This window comes from Mucilaginibacter pallidiroseus (assembly GCF_007846085.1).
GTDB classification, from domain to species: Bacteria; Bacteroidota; Bacteroidia; order Sphingobacteriales; family Sphingobacteriaceae; genus Mucilaginibacter; species Mucilaginibacter pallidiroseus.
Window position 1 is genome coordinate 205,920 of record NZ_VOEJ01000001.1, and the last position, 23,263, is coordinate 229,182.

Consider the following 23,263-nt stretch of genomic DNA (forward strand, 5'->3'; position numbering starts at 1 on the left):
TAAAACCTATTTATTATGATTATTGATGCACCTAATTTAAATACAAAAGCAAAGGATAATAATACCTACGATGCCATTGTTGTAGGCTCGGGAATTAGCGGCGGCTGGGCTGCCAAAGAGCTTACCGAGCGCGGCCTTAAAACTATTATGCTGGAGCGGGGTGCCAATTACGAACATATAAAAGATTATAAAACGGCCAACAACAACCCCTGGGATTTTGCCCATCGCGGCAGCGTAACACAGGCGGAACGCAAACAACGGCCGGTAATATCACGCGGATGGGGTGCTTACGAACCGATTATAAACGCATGGACAGATGAGGCTGCTGCACCATACACCGAGGTGAAGCCGTTTAATTGGTGGCGATCATACCGCATGGGTGGCCGCTCTATACTTTGGGGGCGCCAAAGCTACCGTTGGAGCGATCTTGACTTTGAAGCAAATGCTAAAGATGGCTGGGCCGTTGACTGGCCTATAAGATACAAGGACCTATCACCATGGTATGATCATGTTGAAAAATTTGCAGGTATCAGCGGTTCGTTAGAGGGAATACCCCACTTGCCGGATGGGCATTTTTTGCCGCCAATGCCGCTTAACATTGTAGAGAAAGACGTTGCCGCAACCATCAAGAAGAAGTACGGCCGGCATATGATCATCGGCCGCTCGGCAAACATTACCGTGCCGCATAATAACCGAACCAATTGCCAGTACCGCAACCGTTGCTGGGAAGGCTGCCCGTTTGGCGGTTACTTTAGTACACAGGCATCAACCCTGCCTGCTGCGGTTAAAACCGGCAACTTAACCGTAAGGCCGCAATCTATAGTAACCAAAGTGCTGTACGATAAGGATACAAAAAAAGCCATAGGGGTAGAGGTGCTTGATGCCGAAACCAGCAAAACATATGAGTACTATGCAAAGATCGTTTTCCTGAACGCTTCTGCTTTAAACAGTGCCTGGATACTGATGAACTCGGCTACAGATATTTGGCAGGATGGCTTGGGCAGCAGCAGCGGCGAGTTGGGCCATAACATCATGGATCATCATTACAATTTAGGCGCCAGCGGCGATGTAGAAGGGTATGACGATAAATACTATTATGGCCGCCGTGCCAATGGCGTGTATGTAGCCCGGTTTGCAAACATAGGTAATGACAAACGCGATTACCTGCGTGGTTTTGGTTACCAGGGCGCAGCAAGCCGTAACGGTTGGAGCCGCGAGATAGCCGAAATGAATATAGGCGGAGCATATAAAGATGCCGCAGCCGAACCGGGTGGCTGGCGCATGGGCATAGGCGGCTTTGGTGAATTGCTGCCATACCACGAAAACAAAATGACGCTCGACAAGACAGTCAAAGACAAGTGGGGTTTACCTGTTTTGGCAATGGATGCCGAGATTAAAGATAACGAGCGCAAAATGCGTTTAGATATTGTTGCCGAAGCAAAGGCAATGCTTGAAGCAGCAGGCGTTAAAAATGTAGAAACCCATGATAGCGGCCATAACGTTGGCGACGGGATCCATGAAATGGGCACCGCACGCATGGGCCGCGACCCCAAAACATCTGTGTTGAATGGCAATAACCAGGTTTGGGACGCAAAGAATGTATTTGTTACGGATGGTGCAGCCATGACTTCATCGGCATGCCAAAACCCTTCACTAACCTACATGGCGCTTACAGCACGTGCAGCCAACTTTGCTGCCGACGAACTTAAAAAAGGTAATATTTAATATTGAAGACTCGAATATGAAGATAATAAAAGGCCTGATTTTAAGTGTAGCAGTTGGTTTCGCTTCGTTAGCTTGCAATGCTGACGGTGGTAAAAAAACAGGCGTTGCCGCCAAATCTAAGATTTTAGTATTTAGCAAAACGGCAGGTTTCCATCATAATTCTATTGCGGTGGGTGTGCCCGCTATTATCAAGTTAGGTCAGCAAAATAAATTTAACGTTGACACCACGACCGACGCTACAAAGTTTACTGAGGCAAATTTAAAGCAATACAAAGCAGTTGTGTTTTTAAGCACCACAGGCGATGTGTTGAACAACAATGAACAAAAGGCGTTTGAGCAATATATCAAAGCTGGTGGCGGATTTGTTGGTGTTCACGCCGCTACCGATACCGAATACGACTGGCAATGGTATGGTAACCTGGTGGGCGCGTACTTCAAAAGCCACCCTGAACAACAGAACGCCGATTTACTGGTAGTTGATCGTAACTTTATTGCCACCAAACATTTGCCGGCTGTTTGGAAACGCTTTGATGAGTGGTACAACTATAAATGGATTGCCAATGACTTGCATGTGTTAATTAAGATTGACGAGAAGAGTTACAAAGGCGGAGAGAATGGCGATAACCATCCTATGGCTTGGTACCATAACTACGACGGCGGCCGAGCCTTCTATACCGAAATGGGCCACACCGATGAATCATATAGCGATCCTGTTTACCTCAAGCACCTCTTAGGCGGTATACAATACGCGATGGGCAAATGAGTTTTAAAATTCAAAAGTTTAAATTCAAAAGTCAAAAATGCCGGGCAGTTTGGTACTGTCGAACATATTAAATCCACTTTGGTCATGCCGATGTATATCGGCATCTCATTATAAAATCTTGTGAGATGCTGAAACAAGTTCAGCACGACCTTTGGGTGGCATTTGGAGTTTGTTGGAGAAATAATAAAGAATCTGTCAAGCCAATAAAATTGGCACTGATTATACAAACTTTAGTACTTACATAAGTTCAACATCAGCAATTGACACAAATTCATTCCCGTTGGCTTCAGCCAACGGATCTGTAGAAAGCCACACAGCCTTCAACTGATCTTTTCAAAACAAAGTCGGCCTTGCATTATTGCAAGGCCGACTTTGCTTATTTGTGTGCCAATTTAATCTAAGCCACCTTTGCGGTTTGGTTTAACCGGGGCAGGCCATTTGGCGTCGCCGGTTAACTCAACAGTATCTCGTGGTAGTTTTTCGGGATCCTCGCTTGCCATGTAAATAAGTATTGCCGTAAGGATAGCATTGCTGCGCAAATCATCAAATACTATTTTATCGTAGGTGTCGCGGTTGGTGTGCCATGTATAGTTACCGTACGACCAGCTGTTTGACCCTAAAGAAAAGCCGGGCGCTTTAACAGCTACGAATGACGCAAAGTCCGATCCGCCACCACCAGGCCTGCCCGGGAAAGATGTTTTAATTTGATTTTTGATCGTATCAGGCACTTTTGCCAACCAGCGTTCAATAAACGGCCCTGCTTTAGTAAAGCCCTGCCCGCTGATGTTTACAACGCGACCTGTGCCGTTATCCTGGTTAAACAACGCTTGCAGGTTGGCAACAATTTCCGGATGATCTTCCACAAATGCACGCGAGCCGTTCAAACCCTGCTCTTCGCTTGCCCAGTGGCCAACCAAAATGGTACGTTTAGGGTTAGGATAAATTTTCTTTAAGATACGCATCGCTTCCATCATGGTAAGTGTGCCGGTGCCGTTGTCGGTAGCGCCGGTTCCGCCATCCCATGAGTCGAAGTGGGCAGAAAGCATTACATATTCGTTAGGTTTCTTTTTACCTTTTATTTCGCCGATAACGTTAAATGTTGGTACAGTACCTAATTCTTTTGATTCGGTTTGTATAGTTATAACAGGCTTGCTGCCCCCCTCAGATAAACGGTAAAGCAAACCATAATCTTCTAAAGCGATATCAACGGTAGGGACAATCTTGGTGTAAGCGCTGAATATTTTGTCCACCCCAAAGCCTGCCGACCAGTTAGAGGTAAGGATACCGGCAGCACCGGCGTTCTCCAAGGCCACAGGTAGGGTACGTGCATTGTAACCTGTATTGCTTATGCGTTTGCGCCATGCTGCGGTTTGGGCGGTACGTTCGGCTTTCATTTTCTCGAAAGATTCTGTAAGTGCAAATTCTTTCCAGTTTTCATCCGGGCGGCCGGTTGGCTGGTTCATAGATATCATTACAAACTTGCCTTTAACCATAGGCAGCCATTTTTGGAAGGCAGCCGAATCTGCCAGCTCCGGTAAGATAATTACTTCGGCGGTAACCGGTTTTTTCATTCCGGGACTCCATGCCAGTTGTTGGCCTTCCAATGATTTTACACGTGGCGACACCATATCGATGTGTGATATACCACGCTGCCAGCCGCGCCATTCGCCCCATTTTTCCTGGCGGGCAGTAATACCCCAGCTCTTGTATTTATCAAGCGCCCATTTGCCCGCCTGGTCATACTGTGGCGTACCCACCAAACGTGGTCCAACGCCGTCAAGCAGTTCATGCGCCAGCTTGGGTAATTGCGAATTTTCTGTAGCCTCTTTAACAATGCCGGCAACAACAGCATCTGCCGATTGCGCCATCGAAGCCATTGGCGCCATTAAAGACGATGCCAGCAACAGCTTTGTGATATTTTTTGCACTAACCAAGTGCATAAGGTTGTGAGTGGTTTTCATATTGCTAATGTAATAATTTACGGTTGCCAAACGGCATTGCACAGAGATGCCAACTGTAATAATGTTGTGAACATTGCCTATTTGCAAATCAGGTAAAACAAATGCCCGCCAATGATATTTGAAATAGAGATGTTTAACCCTGAAAGATTATTTAGCATATGGCCCAACTTGATGTACAACCTAAACAACGCAGCCCAATATGGATATGGATCGTACTTTTCATAATAGGGATTGGTGTAGTGTTTCTGCTCATGAAGGGCTGCAACCGTTCGGCCGCTTTAAAGGTGGATGAAAGCGATAGTGTGGTAACGGATACTGTAGTGAAACCGCAAGGCACTCCCGTTGCCACTACTCAGCCGGATTGGAGCGCGATTGATTTTAACATTCCGCAATCAAAATTTGATGAGGTAACTGATACTGCTATCGTTGTACGCGGCAACAAGGTATACACAATTTACAGCCTTGGCGAAAATGTATTGTTTGCCAACAATGAGAGTAAGATACAGCCAGCCGCCGAAAAACAGCTACAGCAAATAGCAGCATCAATAGAACAGCGCTCAAAAAACGCATCCATCGGAATTTACGGACATGCCGACTCTACCGGTGCAGCTGACCATAACAAAACCTTGAGCGCACAACGCGCCGAGGCGGTAAAAGATTGGCTGATACTAAACGCCGGCATAGCCGAACAGATGATAAGCATACACTCGCTGGGTGAAAGTAAACCTATAGCAAGTAATGGTACTGATAAGGGTCGCGAACAAAACCGTAGTGTAGAGATAATTGCGTTCCCTGCTAAGGGTGAAGAATAGAATTTTGACCATAAAAAACAAATCATGGCAACAGAAAAAAAACTGAACAATTACAGTTACCTGGAAGAGTTGAGCGAGAGCGATTACGAAATTGTTGACGGGCAACCTAACATACAAGGTTGGGACGTGCTGGATGATCATGGCCGTAAAATAGGGGAGGTTGATGATATGCTGTTTAATGCCCAGGCACGCAAGGTACGCTACATTGTACTGGATATGGATAGCAATGATGTGGGCCTTGAAGATGGCCACGTGCTAATACCGATAGGAGTAGCTGAACTGCACGAAAATAACGATACCGTAATAGTTCCCGGCGTTACTGTAGATGATATAAAACGGCTGCCAATTTACGAATATGGCCGCGAAATTACGCCCGAGATTGAAGCCGACATACGCAAAGTATTTGTAAGACCTATTGGCGATGGCAATGGCAATGTACTACCCGAGCCGGACTTTTACGACCATGAGCACTTTAACGAAACCAAATTTTACGGTAAGCGAAGGCCAACAAGTTACCTGGACGAGCCCAACGATGGAAGCGAAAATAAGCCAGAGTAACAATTAAACACAAAGGCTCCGTATTTACAGGGCCTTTGTGTTTTTAAAAAGCTATTACGTCCTTGGTCTTTTAAAGTTAAAGGCCACAATGTAAGTTAGTTCGCGTTGGGCAATTGTGCCGTTATTCAATAATTCGTCCTCTTGGCTCAAAGGTTGTTTCAAAGCAGCTTTTGTGGCTTGCAATACGTCCCGAAGCAAGTCTGGAAATATTTTTAATGCTATCATAGGGTAGTAATCTCGTTGTAATAGAGCTTTTTCTTTTTCAGATGCAAGCATCAGTTCCCATGTATCATCTGCCTTAAAACCGTGCTCGGTAGCGGCATTTTGGAGGTCGTAAAGGTATAGTTTAGTATGGTCGTTTACAGTTTTCTTCATTTCACTTCTTTTTAACTGGCGTTGAAAGATCTGATGACGATGACCCTTTACCCAATTGGTAGGCTGATTGTTTTTTGCTTGCAACTTCGGCAGGTGCTTTCTTCGTTTCCTTGTTGGATTTTTTTTCTTTGCTCATGATGATATTTAGCGGATGGCTTTAACCTTTTAAGAAGGAGAAGGTTTTTGCGGTAATTACCGGCGGTATGTTCTTAAAGGTAGTCTTAATAGTTGATAATCAGTCAGATTTATTTATTTAATATAATTTATCACCGTTAAAGTGCACACCTACTGTGTTTTATATGTAAAATAAAAGTTTAATAATTTAAAATATCGTTAAATACTTTTAGCATAGAGAAAGTATTAGAAAAAATGACTACCTTGCATACTTATTAAAAATTATATAATGCAAAAAGAAGGAACTGTAAAATTTTTCAATACCACTAAAGGTTTTGGATTTATTACACAGAGTGAAAACAAAGGCGACGTTTTTGTTCACTCAACAGGATTGATCGATGAGATACGCGAAAATGACAGCGTAACCTTCGATGTAGAGGAAGGCAGAAAAGGCCTTACTGCGGTAAATGTAAAAGTAGTTTAATCACTATATATTTAATCGTAAAGCACTTGCCTCATAAAGGCAGGTGCTTTTTTATTCATTTAAAATCAATATACAATATGGCTAAATCACAGGCAACGTTCATGAAAAAGCAACTCGAAAAAAACCGTCAGAAAAAGAAAGAAGAAAAGGCATTGCGTAAGCAGGAGCGTAAAGAAAACCCTAACGGCAGCGATTTGGATAGCATGTTGGCCTATGTGAATGAATTTGGCGAAATTGTATCAACTCCTCCCGAAAAGAAGCCTACCGCCACAGACGATAAAGCATAGTTTAAGCTATCTCAGTATAAAGCCTTTATAATATTTTCTGCTAAAATTTAAACAGGGGGCGCGTTTCATTTAATTCGATACACCTGTCAGGGAGTGGTGCTTCGTTATAAACCACTTGGAAAGCCAGTGTTTGATTTTGCTTAACAGGCTTTGTTGCTGCAGTGTCGACGGAGGCGTAAGCCATTGTTCTGGATTATAATCATTAGGTTGCGAGTTATCGTCATTGCATTGCATTTCTTCAAGGATAATGTCTCGTAGTTTTGGGTCGCGGTTTACAATCCAGTCAAGTTCGGTAAGGTCGTTAAACGTAGCTTGCCCGTTAAGCTGCTTTTTTATAAGCACTTCAAACCTTTCCTGCAAAAAAGTACGCCTGATAAGTGGTTTGCTGTTCTTCATGCGGTTTGATAATCAAGGCTACGGGCTCAAATTAAATGCCATGCTTTTAAAGTATTGATTGATAGTAAATTGCGCACATTTTACTTTTCAATCATGCACGAAGTTGATACAATAAGCGTACGCTTTTTTAGTGTATTATATTATGCGTACATGTAAATCTGATATCAATATTTTAGGTACTTTTAAGACCAAATCTTTCATAGTTGATTAATCTTAAAACAGTTAGGTGGCTGGCTGCCGCCTTTTCAATTATTTGCGTAGTACAGGCGTGCACCGGGCGTAGCGGTTCGCAACAACAGCAGGACCTTGCTGCTGATACATTAAAAGCCAACGCCCTCATCAAAACCGGCACACGCATACAAAGTGGTAAGTCCGATTCACTTTTAACTTTAAGTAACGAGCTTTACAAGATAGGTTACCGGCACAATTATAAAAAGGCGCTGTTGTATGCAAAAATCTATGACGCCAACTACAAGTGGCTTAAAGCAAATCATGAAGCCGCGCTGAAAGTTGCAGAGCAGGCGCTTGCTGATGCCGAGGAGCTGGGCACTACCAAGTTGCTTCCCGATATTCATGGCATTATATCAAACCTGTACAAAGAGTCGGGCAATTACGATCTGGCTTTTACTGAAATTGACAAAGCTATAAAAGCTGCGCGTGCCAATCACGATACGGCCGAAATTATAAGTGCATTAGGTAATAAAGCTATGTTTACGCACAGCTATTATAATTATACCGATCAGCAGGAGAACGATCACAGTAGCCTGCAACTTGAATTTGATGCACTTAAAATGGCCGAAGCCAGCAACAAGTATGAGCGTATGCGGATCCGTTTTTATAACAATATTGCCCAAACGTATAAGGAGCATAAAGATTATGAAAAAGCTATCTTCTATGCCGGCAAAGCAGTCGTGCTTGCCACAAAGTATAACCAGCGGCGTTCCCTTACTTATTCCTATAACTGGATTGGAGAATCATACTTTGGGATGGGCCAGCGGGATAAAGGCTTCGATTATATTTATAAAGCGTTGGCCATTACGCATGATTTAATTGAGCCTTACCGCCGCATGGAATTGTACGAGGTGCTAAATCAATTATATGAAAAGACCGGCGATTACAAACAGTCCCTCGCAGCATATAAACGCTACGACACCCTGCGCGACTCGATGGCGGTTGATAAGAATACACGCCGTTTGAACGAAATGCAGGTGGTTTATGAAACGGCAAAAAAAGATAAAAAAATTGCTGACCTAAACGCCGCCAACGGTACCAGCCGCCGTATGGCACGGATTATTGGCGTAGTAGCCTTTTTGTTTTTGATTATGCTTGCAACGCTATTTTGGCAATACTTAACTATTCGTAAAAAGACTAAGATTATCAACGGCAAAAACGAGGGACTGAATAATACATTATTAAATATTGCATTCATTCAATCGCATGAAGTGCGCAAGCCGCTCACAAACATACTCGGATTAATGAACCTGATAAAAGCCGAAAATTACAAAGCGGAGAAACAGGTTTTAAAAATGCTCGAGAAAACAGCTTATGAGCTGGATGAAAAAGTTAGGCAGGTAGTAAAAGAGGCAGAAGGTAATTAACCCGCTGCCTATTTTTATGTGCTGTCATGTTTACATTACTCAATCAGTTTCATGATCCTGTTCCACCGGATGCGGTTAAAAAATGAGGCCGTGCTGTCACTGCTCATCCATGTTATTTTCGCCTTACCTACAATATGGTCTTCGGGTACGTATCCCCAATAGCGCGAATCTTCAGAGTTGTGGCGGTTATCGCCCATCATCCAGTAATAATTCATTTTAAAGGTGTAGCTGTCGGCCTTTTTATTGTTGACGAAAATGTCTTTTCCTTTCACGTCAACCTTGTTGTGCTCGTATAATTCGATGGCCCGGCGATAAAGTATCATTGTTGAATCGTTCAGCGCGATAGTCATCCCGGCTTTCGGTAAGCGCAGCGGGCCAAAATTGTCAACGTTCCACTTGAATTTCTCGTTATGCGGAAATATTTCCGGGTTATATACGCCACGCTTTTGCACGGCTGGCACAATTGATTTGATATTGGGTATGCTTTTAAAGGCTACATAACTATCTACGGGGATAATCATTTCGTAAGCATTTTGCCCAACAGGCTGGCGTATCTCAATCTTCAGGTTATTTAACAGTTCGGGGTTAATATCTGCACCATCGGTAGTTACGATGTAAGTGGTTTGTGCTTTAGGAGCATTTAGCACTAATTTTCCGTTTACATAAAGGCGGGTATCAACCAGGGCAAACTCATCACCGGCGGTGGCAACACAACGTTTTATAAGATTTGTGCGTGCATCAACCGGGCGGTTAAATATCGGGTCGGCCTCTGCCGGTTTATTAAAAACTACAATGTCATTTTTTGTAACATGCCCAAAACCCGGCAGGCGAAAATAAGGCAATTGTATGCCGCTCCAATAGGTTTTAACGCCATAAACTTCCGATTCAAGAAAAGGAACCGCAATTGGCGTGAACGGCATGCGCGGTCCGTAGGCTATCTTACTTACAAAAAGATAATCACCGGTAAGCTGGGTGCCTTCCATTGATGATGATGGGATGGCATAAGCCGAAAAAAATAGCCCACGTATAATGGTAGATGCTACCACGGCAAACACAATGGCATCCAGCCACTCGCGGGTTTTGCTTTTCTTAGGCTTATCTGCCGATTTTTTGCGGTTAAAAAACTTCCAGTTCATGGTTTTAGGATGGTTTGTTGTTGTGCTTAAACGGTTTGACACCAATACAGCCGGTTTGTTACACGTTTTGATATTTTATTACCGCTACTATTATTACTTTAGGGCTTCACTACAAAACCTATGTTAAGACGCAACTTTATAAAACTTGGCGCAAGCGGCTTCGCAGCCATTATGTATAGCAGGCTAACTTTTGCTAACGCCGCGGGTAAGCAATTAATAAAACATCCTGATGAAGCCTGGGCACAGGTAAATAATCAATGGATTAAACTTAGCGGCACAAGCTCGGGCTTTACTTACCAGGATATAAAAGTGGAGCTTAAAGGCAGCGGTAATGCACAGGCTGTGTATGTGGAGGCACCAACCACGCAACTGGAAGCCATTAAGCTGAAGTGGAAATATCAAACCGCAAAATATAGTAAAGTACTTGGCGATCATTGGGAGCGAACCTATGGCGATTTAGGTTGGAAAGCTCCCGAGGCCGGGGTTAAAAACCCATGGTATGTGTTGCTTAATGATGGTGAAAGCACAGCATGCTTTGGTGTTAAAACGGGCGGTAATACCATTTGCTGGTGGGAAGTTAATTACGACAGTATAGAGTTGGCTATTGATACGCATAGCGGTGGCTCGGGTGTAAAGCTGGGTGACCGTAAGCTTCATGCTGCCGATATTGTGACAGCTATGAGTAAGCCCGGTCAAAATGCTTACGCGGCCTTAACTGCTTTTTGCAAAGTGATGTGCGAAAAGCCACGCCTGCCTAAACAGCCGGTTTACGGTATTAACGACTGGTATTTTGCCTATGGTAACAATTCAGAAAAAAGCATACGCGAGCAAACGGAAATTATGGCCCAGTTTGTTACTGATAACAATAACAGGCCGTTCTCTGTAATTGATGATGGTTGGGAAAAGGCCGACGATTTTGCGGTATCTAACCCAAAATTTCCGGATATGCACAAAATGGCCGATACCATTAAGAGCCTGGGTATGCGCCCCGGTTTATGGACAAGGCCGCTTATAGCCCGGCTAAGCGACAGCGCGACCTTACTTTCACCCAAAATAAAAGGGCGCGACAACGCCAACGAGCCTATACTTGACCCGACTGTTCCCGAAACGATTGAGCGTGTAAAAAATAACTTTAAGCTTTATAAGCAGTGGGGTTATGAAATGATAAAGCATGATTTCAGCAGCTGGGATATTTTTGGAAGATGGGGTTTCCAGATGAAAAAGGATTTCACCGTACCCAACTGGAACTTTCACGATCAAAGTAAAACCAATGCCGAAATTATACTAAACCTGTATCGGGAGATACGCGAGTCGGCAGGGAGTATGTATGTTATCGGTTGCAATACCATGAGCCATCTTTCGGCCGGTTTATTTGAGTTGAACCGTACCGGCGACGATACCAGCGGCAAGGAGTGGGAGCGTACCAAAAAGATGGGCGTTAATACACTGGCTTTCCGTTTGCCGCACCACAACACTTTTTACGCTGCCGATGGCGATTGCGTAGGTGTAACCAAAGATGTGCCCTGGGATAAAAATAAACAATGGCTGCAGCTATTGGCCGAAAGTGGTGCACCGCTATTTATCTCGGCTGATACCAATTCCTTAACTGCCGAAAAGAAAGCTGCAATAAAAACCGCTTTTGCCCAGGCAGCCAAAGCGCAACCAACCGGCGAACCGTTGGACTGGATGACCAGCCAGTTCCCATCCAAATGGAAACTGAATGGCCGCCAGGTTGATTTTAATTGGGATTAACCTATCATTATGAGCATAACAATGCTCATCGCTATCATAAGTGCATCCTCAATAATAGTAAGGGTGCTCATTGGCAGGTTAAACACGGTACCTAAACAGGCGCACTGTATTTTGCGCTTGTTTAATACACTTTGCAAAACACCTATTATGCTTATGCCCATTACCACCAGTGTTACTAAGTTAGTAGCAAATGGGTTGAAGTTTACAACGAAGGCTATACCAAGGGCCAATTCTATAAAAGCATAAATAAACCCCCAGGCCCTAAATTTTTTAGCGATGACATCATAGCTGCTGTAACTATCTGCAAATGCATCCAGATTAAGGAGCTTGAAAAAGGAAAACACCAGGAAAAAGCCGCCCATAAAACTGCGCATGGCAAGCATCCAGTTAAATGAAGTACCACTGGCAGATATAAGTGCCGATACTACAGCGATATAGCCAAATACCAATAAAACAGGTTTATATGTTTCTATAAAACCTCGGGTTGGCTCATCGGCAGTAAGGTCTGCGGATGCAGGTATATACTGGTGCGAAGCCTCGCTTAACGAATATTTAGGATAGGGTGCTAATGCTGCTTTTAAATCGTCGGTGGCTACATGCTGATCCATGCTTACATCGGCTTTGCCATTGGCAAGGTCAATATCAACGTTTGTTATATGCGGTATTTTTGAAAGCAAGCTATGTACTTTGGCCTGGCAGCCGGTACAGGTCATGCCGGTAATGTTATATGTATGTGTCATTGTATTTAAATTGATAAGCAAAGATACGCTGCTCGTCAAAATAACATTTACACAATTACCTGATTGATTTACATCATTTACAGTTCTTCGATATTTCGGCGCTTGTTCTCTTTAAGCTGGCGGTAAAAAGTAGGGGTTAGGCCTGTTTGCTTTTTAAACTGTGCCGATAAGTGCGCTACGCTGCTATAGCCGGTTTCATTGGCAATTTGTGATAAGGTAAGTTCGTCATACATCATTAACTCCTTAACCTTTTCAATCTTTTGAGCAATGTAATATTTCTCGATAGTTGTACCTTCCACCTCCGAAAACAAGTTGCTTAAATAACCGTAATCATAGTTGAGCTTTTGCGACAGGTAGGCAGATAGGTTTATATGCTGCTGTTCATCGCTATGATGTACCATTGAGATGACAGCCGTTTTAATTTGCTCAATTATGCGGCTTTTGCGGTTGTCTATAATTTCAAATCCAAGCTCTTTAAGACTGGTATCGAGCTTGCTTAATTGTTCATCGCTTAAATCTCCGGTCAAATCTACTTCGCCCAACTCTACACTTGCTGGTTTAATACCTGCTTTTTCAAGTTCGGCACTAACCACCATTTTACAACGGCTGCAAACCATATTTTTAATGTAGATTTTCATATAACAAATTTACCGTTAATAGCTGATGTTCGGCGCCTTGATTAGTCAATGCCCGGTAACATTGCACTAACGCTTCTTTTTAGATGAAACGGCAATTTTATTATATTCCAGCGACTTGCTAATCCAGTATTCAAAATCTTTATGATTGCTAAATACATTGCCATCCACAAATACATAACCGTTCATGCTGCGGCCACCATGTATCATTGGTGTGGCTCCGTGCTGTTCAAGCGCTGCTAAATATTCGTCCGGCCCAACACGGCACATTACTTCATCTCCGCGTACACAAATGCATAACTTGTCATTAAGCAAAAAGCAGATGCCGCCAAACATTGTTTTTTCTTCCACGCTGTCCATGTCCATCAGTGCCTCCCGAATGCGATTGATTATTTGCTCATTATGGTCGCGCATTTATGTTACTCTACAATAATTTCGTCGGCAAATATGTATGAAGGGCTGCCTTTGCTCTCGTGCCAGTCGGGCAGTGCGCCGTATTGCTTGGCAATAACTTTAATGTACCTCGTGCGCAGGTTTACGGTTGCAGTATAGTCCTGCGTTTGTGGTTCCAGGCTGTCAACAGGCACTTTAGTGTTAACGGTGGCAGCTAATTTATAATTCTTGCCGTCATCAGACACCCAGTATTGCACCGTTTTCGGAAACACTATCCATGAGCGTGTATCCTGCAGCGCACCCAGTGTAACCTGTTTTACAGGTTTAACCTGGCTCATATCAATCACCGCCTCCAGGTCTTTACCTTGAAATCCCTGCCAGTTGCCAAGCCGCCAGTTAGCTTTACCACGTATGCCGTTTACCAGCGACTCATCGCCTTGTGCCGAATAGTTAACAAGGTACTTGTTAACCAAAGTAAGCTTAAGATCGCTACGGATCCGGTTAAAGGTACTTTCGGTAACAAAACTGCTTTTACCATCCCGAATGGCAACTGCCTTTACCGTTGTATTTTCTGAAATCAGTATGCGTTTTGTGTAGGGCGTTGAGGCTGCCATTGGGGTAGTTCCGTCTAAGGTGTAATATACCTTTGCTAAACTGTCTGCATCCTTTATAGCAATGCTGATAGGTTGTTTAAATGTGCGGGACGGTGCCTCGGTATATGGATTTGGAACGATCAACTCTTCCGTGATCTTCGATGTAGGTTTTTCCAAATCCTGCGCAAAAAGTTTATTAGCCAATCTGCCGGTAAATACCTCAAATTCGCCACCTTTAGCAATATCATCAAAATTTAAATATAGCTTGTTGTAGGCGCCTTCGTTTAATGTCATGCCCTGCAGGTAATAATTATTACGGTTAACGGTAGCACCGGGATTACTAACAACGAACTTTTTTCCGTTCTCCAGGTTGATCGTGATCTTCTCGAATTGCGGTATGCCTATCTGCATTTGCTGCTGGCCGGGTGCAATGTTATAAAAGCCTAGGCTGCTCATTACATACCAGGCCGACATTTGACCGCAATCTTCATTGCCCGATAAGCCGTCGGGCTTGGCGCTATACTGTTCCTGTAATATGCGGTTTACATAGTACTGCGTTTTTTCGGCTGCGTTGGTAAAGTTATACAGGTAGGCAATGTGATGGCTTGGCTCGTTACCATGTGCATATTGGCCTACAAGGCCGGTAACATCATCCTGCTGGCGGCCGCTTAATTTTGCATTGGTGCTAAATAGTTCATCCAGTTTAGCTTCAAAGGCTGTTCGCCCGCCCATGGCATTTATCAATCCTTCAACATCCTGGGGCACCAGGAAGGTATATTGCCATGCATTACCTTCGGTGTAGTTGTTATTGATTTCGGTAGGCTCAAAAGGTGCAAACCAACTCCCGTTTTCGCGGGCCTGCATAAACCCATTGGTAGTGTTAAATACATTTTTCCAATATTGTGCCCGTTTGATATATACTGAATAGTCCTGCGGCTTATTCAGCATCTTTGCCATTTGCGCAATGCACCAATCATCGTAAGCATAATCAAGTGTCTTGGCTACAGATTCGTGCTCTGCATCACTGTTAACCAAGCCCGTAGCGCGGTAATTATCCAACCCAAATTGGTTTCGGTTCACAGAAGCTTTCATAGCTGTAAAGGCCAGTTCCGCATCAAAATCCCTGATGCCTTTTGCATAAGCATCAACAATTACAGGGATGGCGTGGTTGCCAACCATGCAATAAGTTTCGTTTGATGCAAGCGGCCATATGGGTAGCAAACCGCCTTGCTTGTACATCTCTAAAAAGCTTTTTATAAAATCCGTGGTGCGCTTACGGTCTATCATAGTAAGAAGCGGGTTTTCGGCACGGAAAGTATCCCACAAGGAAAACACGGTGTAGTAATTAAAGCCGTTAGCAGAATGGATCTTTTGATCGAGCCCACGATATTGGCCGTCAACATCATTGTAAATATTTGGGGCAAGCATGCAATGGTACAACGCCGTATAGAAGATCGTCATTTTTTCGGCCGCGCGGTCAACGGGTTTTACCGGTTTCTGTGTTCTGTTACCATTGGAGGCCGGATATCTGTCCTCATGCGAAACCGGAGGCGCACCGCCTTCAACCTGTATTTTTGATAGTTCGGTGTTCCAAGCTGCTTTTGTTGCCTTAGCAATTTTTTTGAAATCGAAGTCGGGCATTTCTGCATCAAGGTTTTTCAAAGCACCGTCGGCGCTTACAGATGATATACCCACCTTTGAAATCACCTCACCGGGGTTGTCAAACTGAACAAACATCTTTATGTTTTTTCCTTGGAGCTTACTCTTTCCTGCCTGTACCTGGTTATTAAGCGCTATACCGTAATTTTTGAAAGACTTATTAAACTTGACGTAAAAGTACAGATATTGGTCATTAGCCCATGATTTTGATCGGCGGTAGCCTTTGATCTCCCTATCATTAACAACTTCAATCCATGAATCCAGCACTTCATCACGGTGTTGCAGGTCGATAATTATATTGGCTTGATTTGCCGATGGATAGTCATAACGATGCATCCCTGCACGGGTGGTAGCCGTAAGTTCGACACCAATTTTATCCTTATTAAGATATGTTTTGTAATAACCCGGGCCGGACTCTTCATTTTTTTTACTGAAGCCCGAGCGGTAATCGGTGTTTTTAAACTGCGGCTGGCCAACGGTAGGCATAAATAACACGTCGCAATAGTCGGCAATGCCTGTGCCGCTTAAATGGGTATGCGAGAAGCCGTAAACCGTGGTATCAGCGTAATGATAGCCCGATGAGCCGTCCCAGCCTTCCAAACGGGTATCCGGACTAAGCTGCATCATTCCGAATGGCGCAACTGCCCCGGGGTAAGTATGGCCATGGCCGCCGGTGCCTATAAACGGGTCGACGTATTTGGTAAGGTCTTTCTTCTTTTGGGCCGATGCGCAAATTGCGATCGACATGATAAGTGCAAAAGCTGTATAGCGAAAAAATGATCTCACTCCCGGTATTATAATCATACCGCAAAATAGTATTTTTTTAAAGAAGGCTTTGGTTATATGGCCGTCGTGCTTTTTATTCTATGTCAAACTTGTCCGCATCCTTCAGGAAAGGTAATGCGCGGCGCACTTTGGCTATCTCGTCTGCAACTATGGTGAATGTATAAATGTCCTCTTCGTCGCGTTTGTAATATATCACCTTACCATTTGGATCAATGCAGGTCGAGTCGCCGGAGTGGTAAACTTCGTTGCCGTCATGGCCTACACGATTCACACCAATAACATAGGCTTGATTTTCAACAGCGCGTGCTGGTATAAGCGTACGCCAGTGGGGGGCACGGCGCTCGGGCCAGTTGGCCACAATTAAAAGCAGGTCATACTGCTCTTCAGGCACATTGCGCAACCATACAGGGAAACGCAGGTCATAACAAATCATAGGGCAAATACGCCAACCGTTCAGCTCAACTATCAGTTTTTTAGCGCCAGGAGTATAGGTGTCATGTTCTTTACCTAAAGCAAAAAGATGGCGTTTATCGTAGTGTGATACGGTGCCATCGGGCCTTACCCACAGCAGGCGATTATAGAAATTTCCGTTTTCTTTAATAATGATGCTACCCGTAACTACGCAATCAAATTTTTGAGCGGTTTTGTGCATCCATTGCGTTGTTTTGCCATCCATTTCTTCGGCAAGCGCCTCGGCATTCATGCTAAAGCCGGTGTTGAACATCTCCGGTAATATAATGAGATTAGTTTTCTCGCGAATGTTAGATAATTTTAAAGTGATGTTTTGAAGATTCTTATCAATGTTTTCCCAGAATAAGTATCCCTGAAACGTTGTAATTTTAAGATTATCCATAGTATCAATTAGTTGGCCCGGCAAATATTTTGTAATGCGGTTGTTGTTGCGTAAAAGTTAAACAGTTAATAATCTTTCAACGGCTTTATCGATGGTTTCTTGCATCTTGGCGAAACAAAATCTCAAAACGCGCCGCTCGGTGCTTGCCCGGTAAAAGGCAGAAACAGGTATGGCAGCCACACCAATTTCCCTGGTTAACCGTATAGCAAAGTCGCTGTCCTTTTCGTTGGTGATAGCCTCGTAAGTAGCTGATTGAAAATAAGATCCGGCACATGGCAAAAGCGTAAATCTGCTATTTTCCATACCTTTGCGGAAATAGTCGCGCTTCTCCTGGAAAAATCCAGGTAACGAAAGGTAAGTGTTTTCGTCTTTTAAGTATTCGGCTATTGCGTGCTGCAAAGGAGTGTTAACACTAAATACCAAAAACTGGTGTATCTTCCTAAATTCCTGCATCAGGTAAGCGGGAGCAAGGCAATAACCCATTTTCCAGCCGGTAGCATGAAAGGTTTTGCCGAATGATGATACAATGAAGCTGCGTTGCTGCAGCTCGGGGTAGCGCGCCATACTTTGGTGCTCCTGCCCGTCAAAAACAAGGTGTTCGTAAACCTCGTCGCTCAGTATCAATATATCCTGGTTTTTAATTAAAGCGCTTAACTCACCAATATCTTCTTTGGTGAGTATGGTTGCTGTTGGGTTATGCGGCGAGTTAAGGATGATCATTTTTGTTTTATTGTTGATCAGCCTTTTAACCATATCCCACGCAATACGATAATTTGGTGGCTCAAGCTCAAGCGATTTTACAACGCCGCCCATCAGCTTAATAGCCGGCGCATAGCAATCATAAGCGGGCTCAAACATAATTACCTCATCATTGGGATGTATTACCGCACTTATGGCCGTAAATATAGCTTGTGTTGCACCGGCAGTTACCGTTATTTCGGTATCGGGGTTGTAAACGCCGCCGTAAAGTTTTTCTGTTTTAAGGGCTATCTGCTCACGCAATGCAGGTAAGCCGGCCATAGGCGCATATTGGTTATGCCCATCGCGCATTGCTTTATTTACCAGTTCGACCAGGCCGGGCGAACACTCAAAGTCAGGAAATCCCTGCGAAAGATTGATGGCGCCATGCTCATTGGCCAGGGCCGACATGGTGGTAAATATAGTAGTGCCTGTTTGCGGCAATTTTGAAATTACTGATATCATTCATGGCCAAAATAGCCATAATAATGCACGCTGGTGCACATTGTTGAAAACTGGGCCGATGATCATAAATCTCCGTGTAATCATCTTCTTTACATAAGCAAGTGTTTTTAATGCCGCGCGTTTCCTATTTTTGATGTATGAAATATGGTAAGCTATCATTATTTATCGTTTTGCTCACAGCAATTTTCGCGTGCAACCAAGCCAAGAAAAGCGCTGTACCAATTATTGGTTTCTTAGATGCTTTTGAGGATGCCACAATAGGGCAGGCCCGCACAGGATTTACCCAAGCCTTAAAGGATAGGGGCTTTAGCGAGGAGGAGGGTAATATCAAAATAGAATATAAAAACGCACAGGGAAGTATACCTACACTTACCCAGGCGGTAAATTATTTTGTGTCCGAGAAAGTAGATCTTATGGCTACCTCTACTACACTTGCCACCGTGGCAGCCATCCAAAAAACTAAAACAATACCCATCTTCCAAATGGTGTCGCCAACGCCCCAAAGGATGAAGGTGGCAGATGCGTCGGGCAATGGGCCGGCTAATTTATTTGGCACCATGGAAGAGTTGAATTATATCGATACATCTTTTGCCTTGATACCGCAGTTGTTGAAACCAAAAGCCGGCAAGTTGACGGTAGGCATGATCTACAATCAGTCCGAGCCGCAATCTGCCGATGCATTGGAAAGGATAAAAAGTTTAGCCGCCGGGTTAAAAGTAAATGTTGTTGCCTTGCCGCTTAACTCATCGGCCGATGCTCAGTTGGTAACGCAAGCACTACTTTCAAAAAACATCGACGCATTTTTTGCCAATCCTGATAATACCGTCTTTGCTGCTTTCGAAACCATACTTAAAAGTTGCAATGGGAAAAATGTGCCTGTGTTTACGAGTGAGGCCGGATTAGTGCAGCGTGGCGCGGTGGCAGCCTTTGGTGCCGATATTTACCAATGGGGTTACCAATCTGGCTTGCAGGCAGCTCAGTATTTAAAAACACATAAAACAGATGGTATAAAACTGGAAATGGTGAAAGTGCGCAAGCGCGTTTACAATGCAGCTGCTGCAAAAAAATATAATGTTACTATCCCGGCAGGGTTTGAGGCTGTTAAATAAATGGATTTTTACCTAACCGCATTGTTACAGGGATTGTGTTATGCTGGCATCGCCTATGGCATATACATATCCATGAAAATTTTCAATATTCCTGATATTACTACCGATGGCAGTTATGCGCTTGGTGGAGTGGTAACCGGGGCATTACTAACGCATAATGAGCCCGGGTATATTATCTTGCCTGCTGTGGTATTAGCCGGGGCGCTGGCCGGTGCACTTACAGGCTTTATTCATACCAAATTAAAGATAAATGCGCTACTTGCCGGCATTTTGGTAATGACGGCGCTGTACTCCGTTAACCTCACCATACTTGGCCGGTCCAATGTACCATTGCTAACTATGCCCACTTTGTTTACATCTATAGTAGTTACTACCAACGTCAACCAGAATTCATTATTCATTTTGTTGGCTTTTGTTGCGCTTGTAACCATAATAATTGGCTACCTGCTTAAAACTGATTTTGGTATTGCCATGCGGGCAACCGGTAACAGCGAGCCCATGATACGCGCCCTTGGTGTGAATACGGACCGGATGAAGATCATAGGACTGGCCATCGCCAACGCGCTTACGGCTTTAAGTGGCTATCTGATAGCGCAGCAACAGGGGTTTGCAGATATAAGCATGGGCATAGGTATCGTAATTGTTGGCCTTGGCTCCGTAATAATTGCCGAAACGGTTATCAACTGGCTGCAAATTACATCTGTTTGGTTAAGCCTGTTACTTGTGCTTGCGGGTGCCATTATATTTCAGTTTGTGCTGGCATTTACCTTAAGTATAGGGGTTGATGCCAATTTGCTAAAGCTGATTACCGCCATATTCGTATTAATAATTGTTGGCCTACCCCGTTTAACCACCCGCAGCGAATGATTAATTTAGAGAACGTCAGCAAAACCTTTAATACAGGCAAGCCGAACCAGGTAAATGCGGTTGAGGGTGTAAGTCTGCAAATAAACAGCGGCGAATTTGTTGTTATTGTTGGTGCCAATGGCTCAGGCAAAACAACGTTGCTTAACTTAGTGGCTGGAAATACCCTAAGTCAAGGCGGAAAGATTTTAATTGAAAACACTGACGTTACCCGCCTGCCCGAATATGACAGGACTAAATGGATAGCCCGCATCTTTCAAAATCCCTTATTGGGTACCGCTTCCGAGTTAAGCATTATTGATAACTTCAGGCTGGCTGCCTTGCGCACCAGGCGCAAGGGTTTAAGCATTGGGAAAAATGACGCTTTTAAAGAGCAGGTGCGGCAAAAAGTAGCCAGCCTGCGCATGGGGCTTGAAAATAAATTAGAGCAGCCCATCGGTACGTTATCCGGCGGGCAAAGGCAGGCTCTAACTTTGCTGATGAGTGTTATGGACGAGTGCAAGATTCTGCTGCTTGATGAGCCGACAGCTGCGTTAGATCCGAAGTCGGCCGTTAATGTGATGGCTATTGCTGACAATTTAATTAAAGAAAATAACCTGACTGCGGTATTGATAACCCACAACCTGCGAGATGCGATTAATTACGGCACTCGCGTAATCCAAATGAGTGAAGGCAAGGTGATAAGAGATATAGCAGGCGAAGAAAAAGCAAAAATCAATCAAAATGAGCTGTTTAGCTGGTTTGATTAATTTGTGGCAAAGAAATTGCATTGGCGTAAGTATTATGAAGACTAATACTTTTGAAAATATATTCGACGCTTACCAGTTAGTTAGCGGCGCAAAAATAAAATCCAAAAACCACGACGAGATATATGAGCTTGGTGCCTATGATGGCAACAAACGCGGTTACACGTTATATGCTTTTGAAGATGGAATACGCTTCGATGATTTCAGCGTAATCATTTCAGAATATGAACTGATGAACAACTACCAAATCGAGAAAGCAAAAGTTACACAGAAACTTGCCGCATAACAAAAAACGCCCCGCATTGAGGGGCGTTTTGTTTTTGTTACTTCTTGTAACTAATCTTGTATACAGATCCTTTTACATCATCTGTAATGTATAATGATCCGTCAGGTCCTTGGGCTAAACCACATGGCCTGCGTACTGCGCTACCTTTTGCGGTATTCTCTGCCGATCCCGAAAATCCGTCAGCAAAAACTTCGCCTTTGCCATCCGGCTTTCCATCTTTAAACGGTTGAAACACCACAAAGTAACCCGCCTGTGGTTCGGGTGCACGATTCCATGAGCCGTGGAACGCTATGAAGGCACCATTTTTATATTTCTCAGGAAACTGGTCACCTGTATAAAATAGCAAACCATTTGGCGCGAGGTGGCCCGGATAAGCTGCAACAGGGTTTATAAATTTGCTATCACCTTCTTTTTTTCCATCGCCGCCATATTCGGGAGCAAGCATTTTTTTGTTTTGTTCGCCGTCGTAGTAAATGTATGGCCAACCTGCGTTATCACCTTGCTTTAGTGCATACATACATTCGGCAGGTAACTCAGCCTGTTGTTTGGTGGTGTACATTTCAGGGAAGAGGTCGTGCAGGCCGTCGCGGCCGTGTTGCATTACAAATAATTGATTAGCCTGCTTGTTCCAGTCAAGGCCAACTACATTACGCAACCCGGTAGCATATCTAACGCCATCTTTATAAGTTTGGTTAGCTTTATCAGCCTTAAATTTCCATATACCGCCTGCCGAATCCAGGATTGGGCAGCCCGGTTTCCCTAACGACCCTTTTTCACGATCCTTGATCTGGCATGAATTTGAGTACGCGCCAATGTTTACGTAAATGTTGCCGGCATCATCAAGTACAATAGATTTTGATTCATGCTGGTTACGGTTAATCAAGCCCTTTATAATTACTTCCGGCTTAGCAGGATCAACTACTTCATTCTTATCATTTAATTTATAACGATAAACATCCTCGTTAGATGAAGCATAAAGATAACCGTTCTTGATTGTTATACCTGTTCCTCCAAAGTCGCCAAAGCCTGTTTTAACAGATGCTTTACCGTTGGCCTCTGTCAGTTCCAGTATGCCTTTACCATCTTTTGGGCGGCTGAGTTTAACGAAAATTTCGCCTGTCGGCGTAACTGCTATGTGGCGTGCGCCGCCAAGGTCTTCGGCAATAAGGCTGGCAGTAAAACCCTCCGGAACAAGTATGCCACCGGATGGAGTGGTTGCGCTTGATTTGGTGGTATCGCTAACGGTTGAGTCGGCAGTACCTCCCGGCTTATTGCCAGTACAGGCGCCTAGCAGCATTGTGCCGGCTATAGCAAACGCAGATAATGTGAATTTAACGAGTGTGTTTTTCATGATAGTGTATGAATTGATTGGTTGATGCTTTTATAGGGCTTGGTGGAGAATCACTTGGCTGTATAGCGGTTTATCTCAAATTAA

The 23,263-nt window shown here is 44.0% G+C and carries 24 protein-coding genes; 12 read left to right on the top strand and 12 right to left on the bottom strand.

Annotated elements, in window-relative coordinates; translation table 11 throughout:
- Nucleotides 1-15: 15 nt before the first annotated feature.
- Both FPZ43_RS00905 and FPZ43_RS00910 read left to right on the top strand, forming a co-directional pair.
- Nucleotides 16-1,725, top strand: coding sequence for a GMC oxidoreductase (locus tag FPZ43_RS00905; RefSeq protein WP_146379971.1), 1,710 nt, complete (start codon nucleotides 16-18; stop codon nucleotides 1,723-1,725).
- A gap of 16 nt (nucleotides 1,726-1,741) precedes the next feature.
- Nucleotides 1,742-2,488, top strand: coding sequence for a ThuA domain-containing protein (locus FPZ43_RS00910; RefSeq protein ID WP_146379972.1), 747 nt, complete (start codon nucleotides 1,742-1,744; stop codon nucleotides 2,486-2,488).
- 392 nt (nucleotides 2,489-2,880) lie between these two features.
- On the opposite strand, the gene FPZ43_RS00915 is transcribed toward FPZ43_RS00910, so the two are convergent.
- Nucleotides 2,881-4,449 carry a M20/M25/M40 family metallo-hydrolase gene (locus FPZ43_RS00915; protein ID WP_146379973.1) on the bottom strand — a complete coding sequence of 523 codons (1,569 nt, stop codon included), beginning with the start codon at nucleotides 4,447-4,449 and terminating at the stop codon, nucleotides 2,881-2,883.
- A 158-nt stretch (nucleotides 4,450-4,607) separates the two neighbouring features.
- Between FPZ43_RS00915 and FPZ43_RS00920 the strand changes: the two genes are divergently transcribed.
- Both FPZ43_RS00920 and FPZ43_RS00925 read left to right on the top strand, forming a co-directional pair.
- Nucleotides 4,608-5,261 (top strand): OmpA family protein, encoded by a 654-nt coding sequence (locus FPZ43_RS00920; protein WP_146379974.1) that lies wholly within the window; start codon nucleotides 4,608-4,610, stop codon nucleotides 5,259-5,261.
- 24 nt (nucleotides 5,262-5,285) lie between these two features.
- Nucleotides 5,286-5,819: a PRC-barrel domain-containing protein gene (locus FPZ43_RS00925; RefSeq protein ID WP_146379975.1), complete on the top strand. Its 534-nt coding sequence runs from the start codon at nucleotides 5,286-5,288 to the stop codon at nucleotides 5,817-5,819.
- Nucleotides 5,820-5,873: 54 nt separating this feature from the next.
- On the opposite strand, the gene FPZ43_RS00930 is transcribed toward FPZ43_RS00925, so the two are convergent.
- Nucleotides 5,874-6,194, bottom strand: coding sequence for a hypothetical protein (locus FPZ43_RS00930; protein ID WP_146379976.1), 321 nt, complete (start codon nucleotides 6,192-6,194; stop codon nucleotides 5,874-5,876).
- Nucleotide 6,195: 1 nt separating this feature from the next.
- Nucleotides 6,196-6,330: a hypothetical protein gene (locus FPZ43_RS19465; protein ID WP_261380935.1), complete on the bottom strand. Its 135-nt coding sequence runs from the start codon at nucleotides 6,328-6,330 to the stop codon at nucleotides 6,196-6,198.
- A gap of 267 nt (nucleotides 6,331-6,597) precedes the next feature.
- Here FPZ43_RS19465 and FPZ43_RS00935 point away from each other — a divergent pair, with 267 nt between their 5' ends.
- Together FPZ43_RS00935 and FPZ43_RS00940 are read left to right on the top strand one after the other, a co-directional pair.
- Nucleotides 6,598-6,792, top strand: coding sequence for a cold-shock protein (locus FPZ43_RS00935; RefSeq protein WP_146379977.1), 195 nt, complete (start codon nucleotides 6,598-6,600; stop codon nucleotides 6,790-6,792).
- 77 nt (nucleotides 6,793-6,869) lie between these two features.
- The gene (locus FPZ43_RS00940; RefSeq protein WP_146379978.1) at nucleotides 6,870-7,079 is read left to right on the top strand and encodes a hypothetical protein; all 210 of its coding nucleotides are present in this window, start codon (nucleotides 6,870-6,872) and stop codon (nucleotides 7,077-7,079) included.
- A 69-nt stretch (nucleotides 7,080-7,148) separates the two neighbouring features.
- Here FPZ43_RS00940 and FPZ43_RS00945 read toward each other — a convergent pair whose 3' ends face one another.
- Nucleotides 7,149-7,475, bottom strand: coding sequence for a hypothetical protein (locus tag FPZ43_RS00945; protein WP_146379979.1), 327 nt, complete (start codon nucleotides 7,473-7,475; stop codon nucleotides 7,149-7,151).
- 203 nt (nucleotides 7,476-7,678) lie between these two features.
- Here FPZ43_RS00945 and FPZ43_RS00950 point away from each other — a divergent pair, with 203 nt between their 5' ends.
- Entirely contained in the window at nucleotides 7,679-9,073 is a 1,395-nt protein-coding gene (locus FPZ43_RS00950) for a tetratricopeptide repeat protein (protein WP_146379980.1), read from the top strand.
- A gap of 35 nt (nucleotides 9,074-9,108) precedes the next feature.
- On the opposite strand, the gene lepB is transcribed toward FPZ43_RS00950, so the two are convergent.
- On the bottom strand, nucleotides 9,109-10,209 hold the full coding sequence (gene lepB / locus FPZ43_RS00955) for a signal peptidase I (RefSeq protein WP_146379981.1): 1,101 nt from the start codon (nucleotides 10,207-10,209) through the stop codon (nucleotides 9,109-9,111).
- A 120-nt stretch (nucleotides 10,210-10,329) separates the two neighbouring features.
- On the opposite strand from lepB, the gene FPZ43_RS00960 reads away from it, so the two are divergent.
- Nucleotides 10,330-11,961: an alpha-amylase family protein gene (locus FPZ43_RS00960; RefSeq protein ID WP_146379982.1), complete on the top strand. Its 1,632-nt coding sequence runs from the start codon at nucleotides 10,330-10,332 to the stop codon at nucleotides 11,959-11,961.
- Here the strand turns inward: FPZ43_RS00960 and FPZ43_RS00965 are convergent.
- From FPZ43_RS00965 to FPZ43_RS00990, 6 genes are all read right to left on the bottom strand, one after another.
- On the bottom strand, nucleotides 11,958-12,701 hold the full coding sequence (locus FPZ43_RS00965; RefSeq protein ID WP_146379983.1) for a heavy-metal-associated domain-containing protein: 744 nt from the start codon (nucleotides 12,699-12,701) through the stop codon (nucleotides 11,958-11,960). The genes FPZ43_RS00960 and FPZ43_RS00965 overlap by 4 nt on opposite strands.
- Nucleotides 12,702-12,778: 77 nt before the next feature.
- On the bottom strand, nucleotides 12,779-13,339 hold the full coding sequence (locus tag FPZ43_RS00970) for an AraC family transcriptional regulator (protein ID WP_146379984.1): 561 nt from the start codon (nucleotides 13,337-13,339) through the stop codon (nucleotides 12,779-12,781).
- A gap of 66 nt (nucleotides 13,340-13,405) precedes the next feature.
- Nucleotides 13,406-13,750, bottom strand: a complete 345-nt coding sequence (locus FPZ43_RS00975; RefSeq protein ID WP_146379985.1) for a TfoX/Sxy family protein — start codon at nucleotides 13,748-13,750, stop codon at nucleotides 13,406-13,408.
- A 5-nt stretch (nucleotides 13,751-13,755) separates the two neighbouring features.
- A complete protein-coding gene (locus tag FPZ43_RS00980; RefSeq protein WP_186461730.1) occupies nucleotides 13,756-16,728 on the bottom strand; it encodes a GH92 family glycosyl hydrolase in 2,973 nt (990 codons plus the stop codon).
- 112 nt (nucleotides 16,729-16,840) lie between these two features.
- Nucleotides 16,841-17,620, bottom strand: coding sequence for an amidohydrolase (locus FPZ43_RS00985; protein WP_146379987.1), 780 nt, complete (start codon nucleotides 17,618-17,620; stop codon nucleotides 16,841-16,843).
- 57 nt (nucleotides 17,621-17,677) lie between these two features.
- The gene (locus tag FPZ43_RS00990) at nucleotides 17,678-18,823 is read right to left on the bottom strand and encodes a methionine aminotransferase (protein ID WP_146379988.1); all 1,146 of its coding nucleotides are present in this window, start codon (nucleotides 18,821-18,823) and stop codon (nucleotides 17,678-17,680) included.
- A 170-nt stretch (nucleotides 18,824-18,993) separates the two neighbouring features.
- Between FPZ43_RS00990 and FPZ43_RS00995 the strand changes: the two genes are divergently transcribed.
- Genes FPZ43_RS00995 through FPZ43_RS01010 form a run of 4 tightly spaced genes read left to right on the top strand, consistent with a single transcriptional unit; the run spans nucleotide 18,994 to nucleotide 21,828 of the window.
- Nucleotides 18,994-19,932 carry an ABC transporter substrate-binding protein gene (locus FPZ43_RS00995; RefSeq protein WP_261380940.1) on the top strand — a complete coding sequence of 313 codons (939 nt, stop codon included), beginning with the start codon at nucleotides 18,994-18,996 and terminating at the stop codon, nucleotides 19,930-19,932.
- The gene (locus FPZ43_RS01000; protein WP_146379990.1) at nucleotides 19,933-20,799 is read left to right on the top strand and encodes an ABC transporter permease; all 867 of its coding nucleotides are present in this window, start codon (nucleotides 19,933-19,935) and stop codon (nucleotides 20,797-20,799) included. It abuts the gene before it with no gap.
- On the top strand, nucleotides 20,796-21,545 hold the full coding sequence (locus tag FPZ43_RS01005; protein WP_146379991.1) for an ABC transporter ATP-binding protein: 750 nt from the start codon (nucleotides 20,796-20,798) through the stop codon (nucleotides 21,543-21,545). The genes FPZ43_RS01000 and FPZ43_RS01005 overlap by 4 nt, the downstream gene beginning before the upstream one ends.
- A gap of 34 nt (nucleotides 21,546-21,579) precedes the next feature.
- A complete protein-coding gene (locus FPZ43_RS01010) occupies nucleotides 21,580-21,828 on the top strand; it encodes a hypothetical protein (protein ID WP_146379992.1) in 249 nt (82 codons plus the stop codon).
- Between the two features lie 37 nt (nucleotides 21,829-21,865).
- Here the strand turns inward: FPZ43_RS01010 and FPZ43_RS01015 are convergent, their stop codons facing one another.
- Nucleotides 21,866-23,179 carry a PQQ-dependent sugar dehydrogenase gene (locus FPZ43_RS01015; RefSeq protein ID WP_146379993.1) on the bottom strand — a complete coding sequence of 438 codons (1,314 nt, stop codon included), beginning with the start codon at nucleotides 23,177-23,179 and terminating at the stop codon, nucleotides 21,866-21,868.
- Nucleotides 23,180-23,263 lie beyond the last annotated feature (84 nt).

Coding starts and splice junctions, on each gene's coding strand:
- FPZ43_RS00935 (WP_146379977.1), top strand. CDS start 6,598: ATGCAAAAAGAAGGAACTGTAAAATTTTTCAATACCACTAAAGGTTTT.
- FPZ43_RS01000 (WP_146379990.1), top strand. CDS start 19,933: ATGGATTTTTACCTAACCGCATTGTTACAGGGATTGTGTTATGCTGGC.
- FPZ43_RS00960 (WP_146379982.1), top strand. CDS start 10,330: ATGTTAAGACGCAACTTTATAAAACTTGGCGCAAGCGGCTTCGCAGCC.
- FPZ43_RS00905 (WP_146379971.1), top strand. CDS start 16: ATGATTATTGATGCACCTAATTTAAATACAAAAGCAAAGGATAATAAT.
- FPZ43_RS00915 (WP_146379973.1), bottom strand. CDS start 4,449: ATGAAAACCACTCACAACCTTATGCACTTGGTTAGTGCAAAAAATATC.
- FPZ43_RS00925 (WP_146379975.1), top strand. CDS start 5,286: ATGGCAACAGAAAAAAAACTGAACAATTACAGTTACCTGGAAGAGTTG.
- FPZ43_RS00945 (WP_146379979.1), bottom strand. CDS start 7,475: ATGAAGAACAGCAAACCACTTATCAGGCGTACTTTTTTGCAGGAAAGG.
- FPZ43_RS00975 (WP_146379985.1), bottom strand. CDS start 13,750: ATGCGCGACCATAATGAGCAAATAATCAATCGCATTCGGGAGGCACTG.
- FPZ43_RS00970 (WP_146379984.1), bottom strand. CDS start 13,339: ATGAAAATCTACATTAAAAATATGGTTTGCAGCCGTTGTAAAATGGTG.
- FPZ43_RS00980 (WP_186461730.1), bottom strand. CDS start 16,728: ATGTCGATCGCAATTTGCGCATCGGCCCAAAAGAAGAAAGACCTTACC.
- FPZ43_RS00920 (WP_146379974.1), top strand. CDS start 4,608: ATGGCCCAACTTGATGTACAACCTAAACAACGCAGCCCAATATGGATA.
- lepB (WP_146379981.1), bottom strand. CDS start 10,209: ATGAACTGGAAGTTTTTTAACCGCAAAAAATCGGCAGATAAGCCTAAG.
- FPZ43_RS00930 (WP_146379976.1), bottom strand. CDS start 6,194: ATGAAGAAAACTGTAAACGACCATACTAAACTATACCTTTACGACCTC.
- FPZ43_RS01015 (WP_146379993.1), bottom strand. CDS start 23,179: ATGAAAAACACACTCGTTAAATTCACATTATCTGCGTTTGCTATAGCC.
- FPZ43_RS00910 (WP_146379972.1), top strand. CDS start 1,742: ATGAAGATAATAAAAGGCCTGATTTTAAGTGTAGCAGTTGGTTTCGCT.
- FPZ43_RS01005 (WP_146379991.1), top strand. CDS start 20,796: ATGATTAATTTAGAGAACGTCAGCAAAACCTTTAATACAGGCAAGCCG.
- FPZ43_RS01010 (WP_146379992.1), top strand. CDS start 21,580: ATGAAGACTAATACTTTTGAAAATATATTCGACGCTTACCAGTTAGTT.
- FPZ43_RS00985 (WP_146379987.1), bottom strand. CDS start 17,620: ATGGATAATCTTAAAATTACAACGTTTCAGGGATACTTATTCTGGGAA.
- FPZ43_RS00965 (WP_146379983.1), bottom strand. CDS start 12,701: ATGACACATACATATAACATTACCGGCATGACCTGTACCGGCTGCCAG.
- FPZ43_RS19465 (WP_261380935.1), bottom strand. CDS start 6,330: ATGAGCAAAGAAAAAAAATCCAACAAGGAAACGAAGAAAGCACCTGCC.
- FPZ43_RS00990 (WP_146379988.1), bottom strand. CDS start 18,823: ATGATATCAGTAATTTCAAAATTGCCGCAAACAGGCACTACTATATTT.
- FPZ43_RS00940 (WP_146379978.1), top strand. CDS start 6,870: ATGGCTAAATCACAGGCAACGTTCATGAAAAAGCAACTCGAAAAAAAC.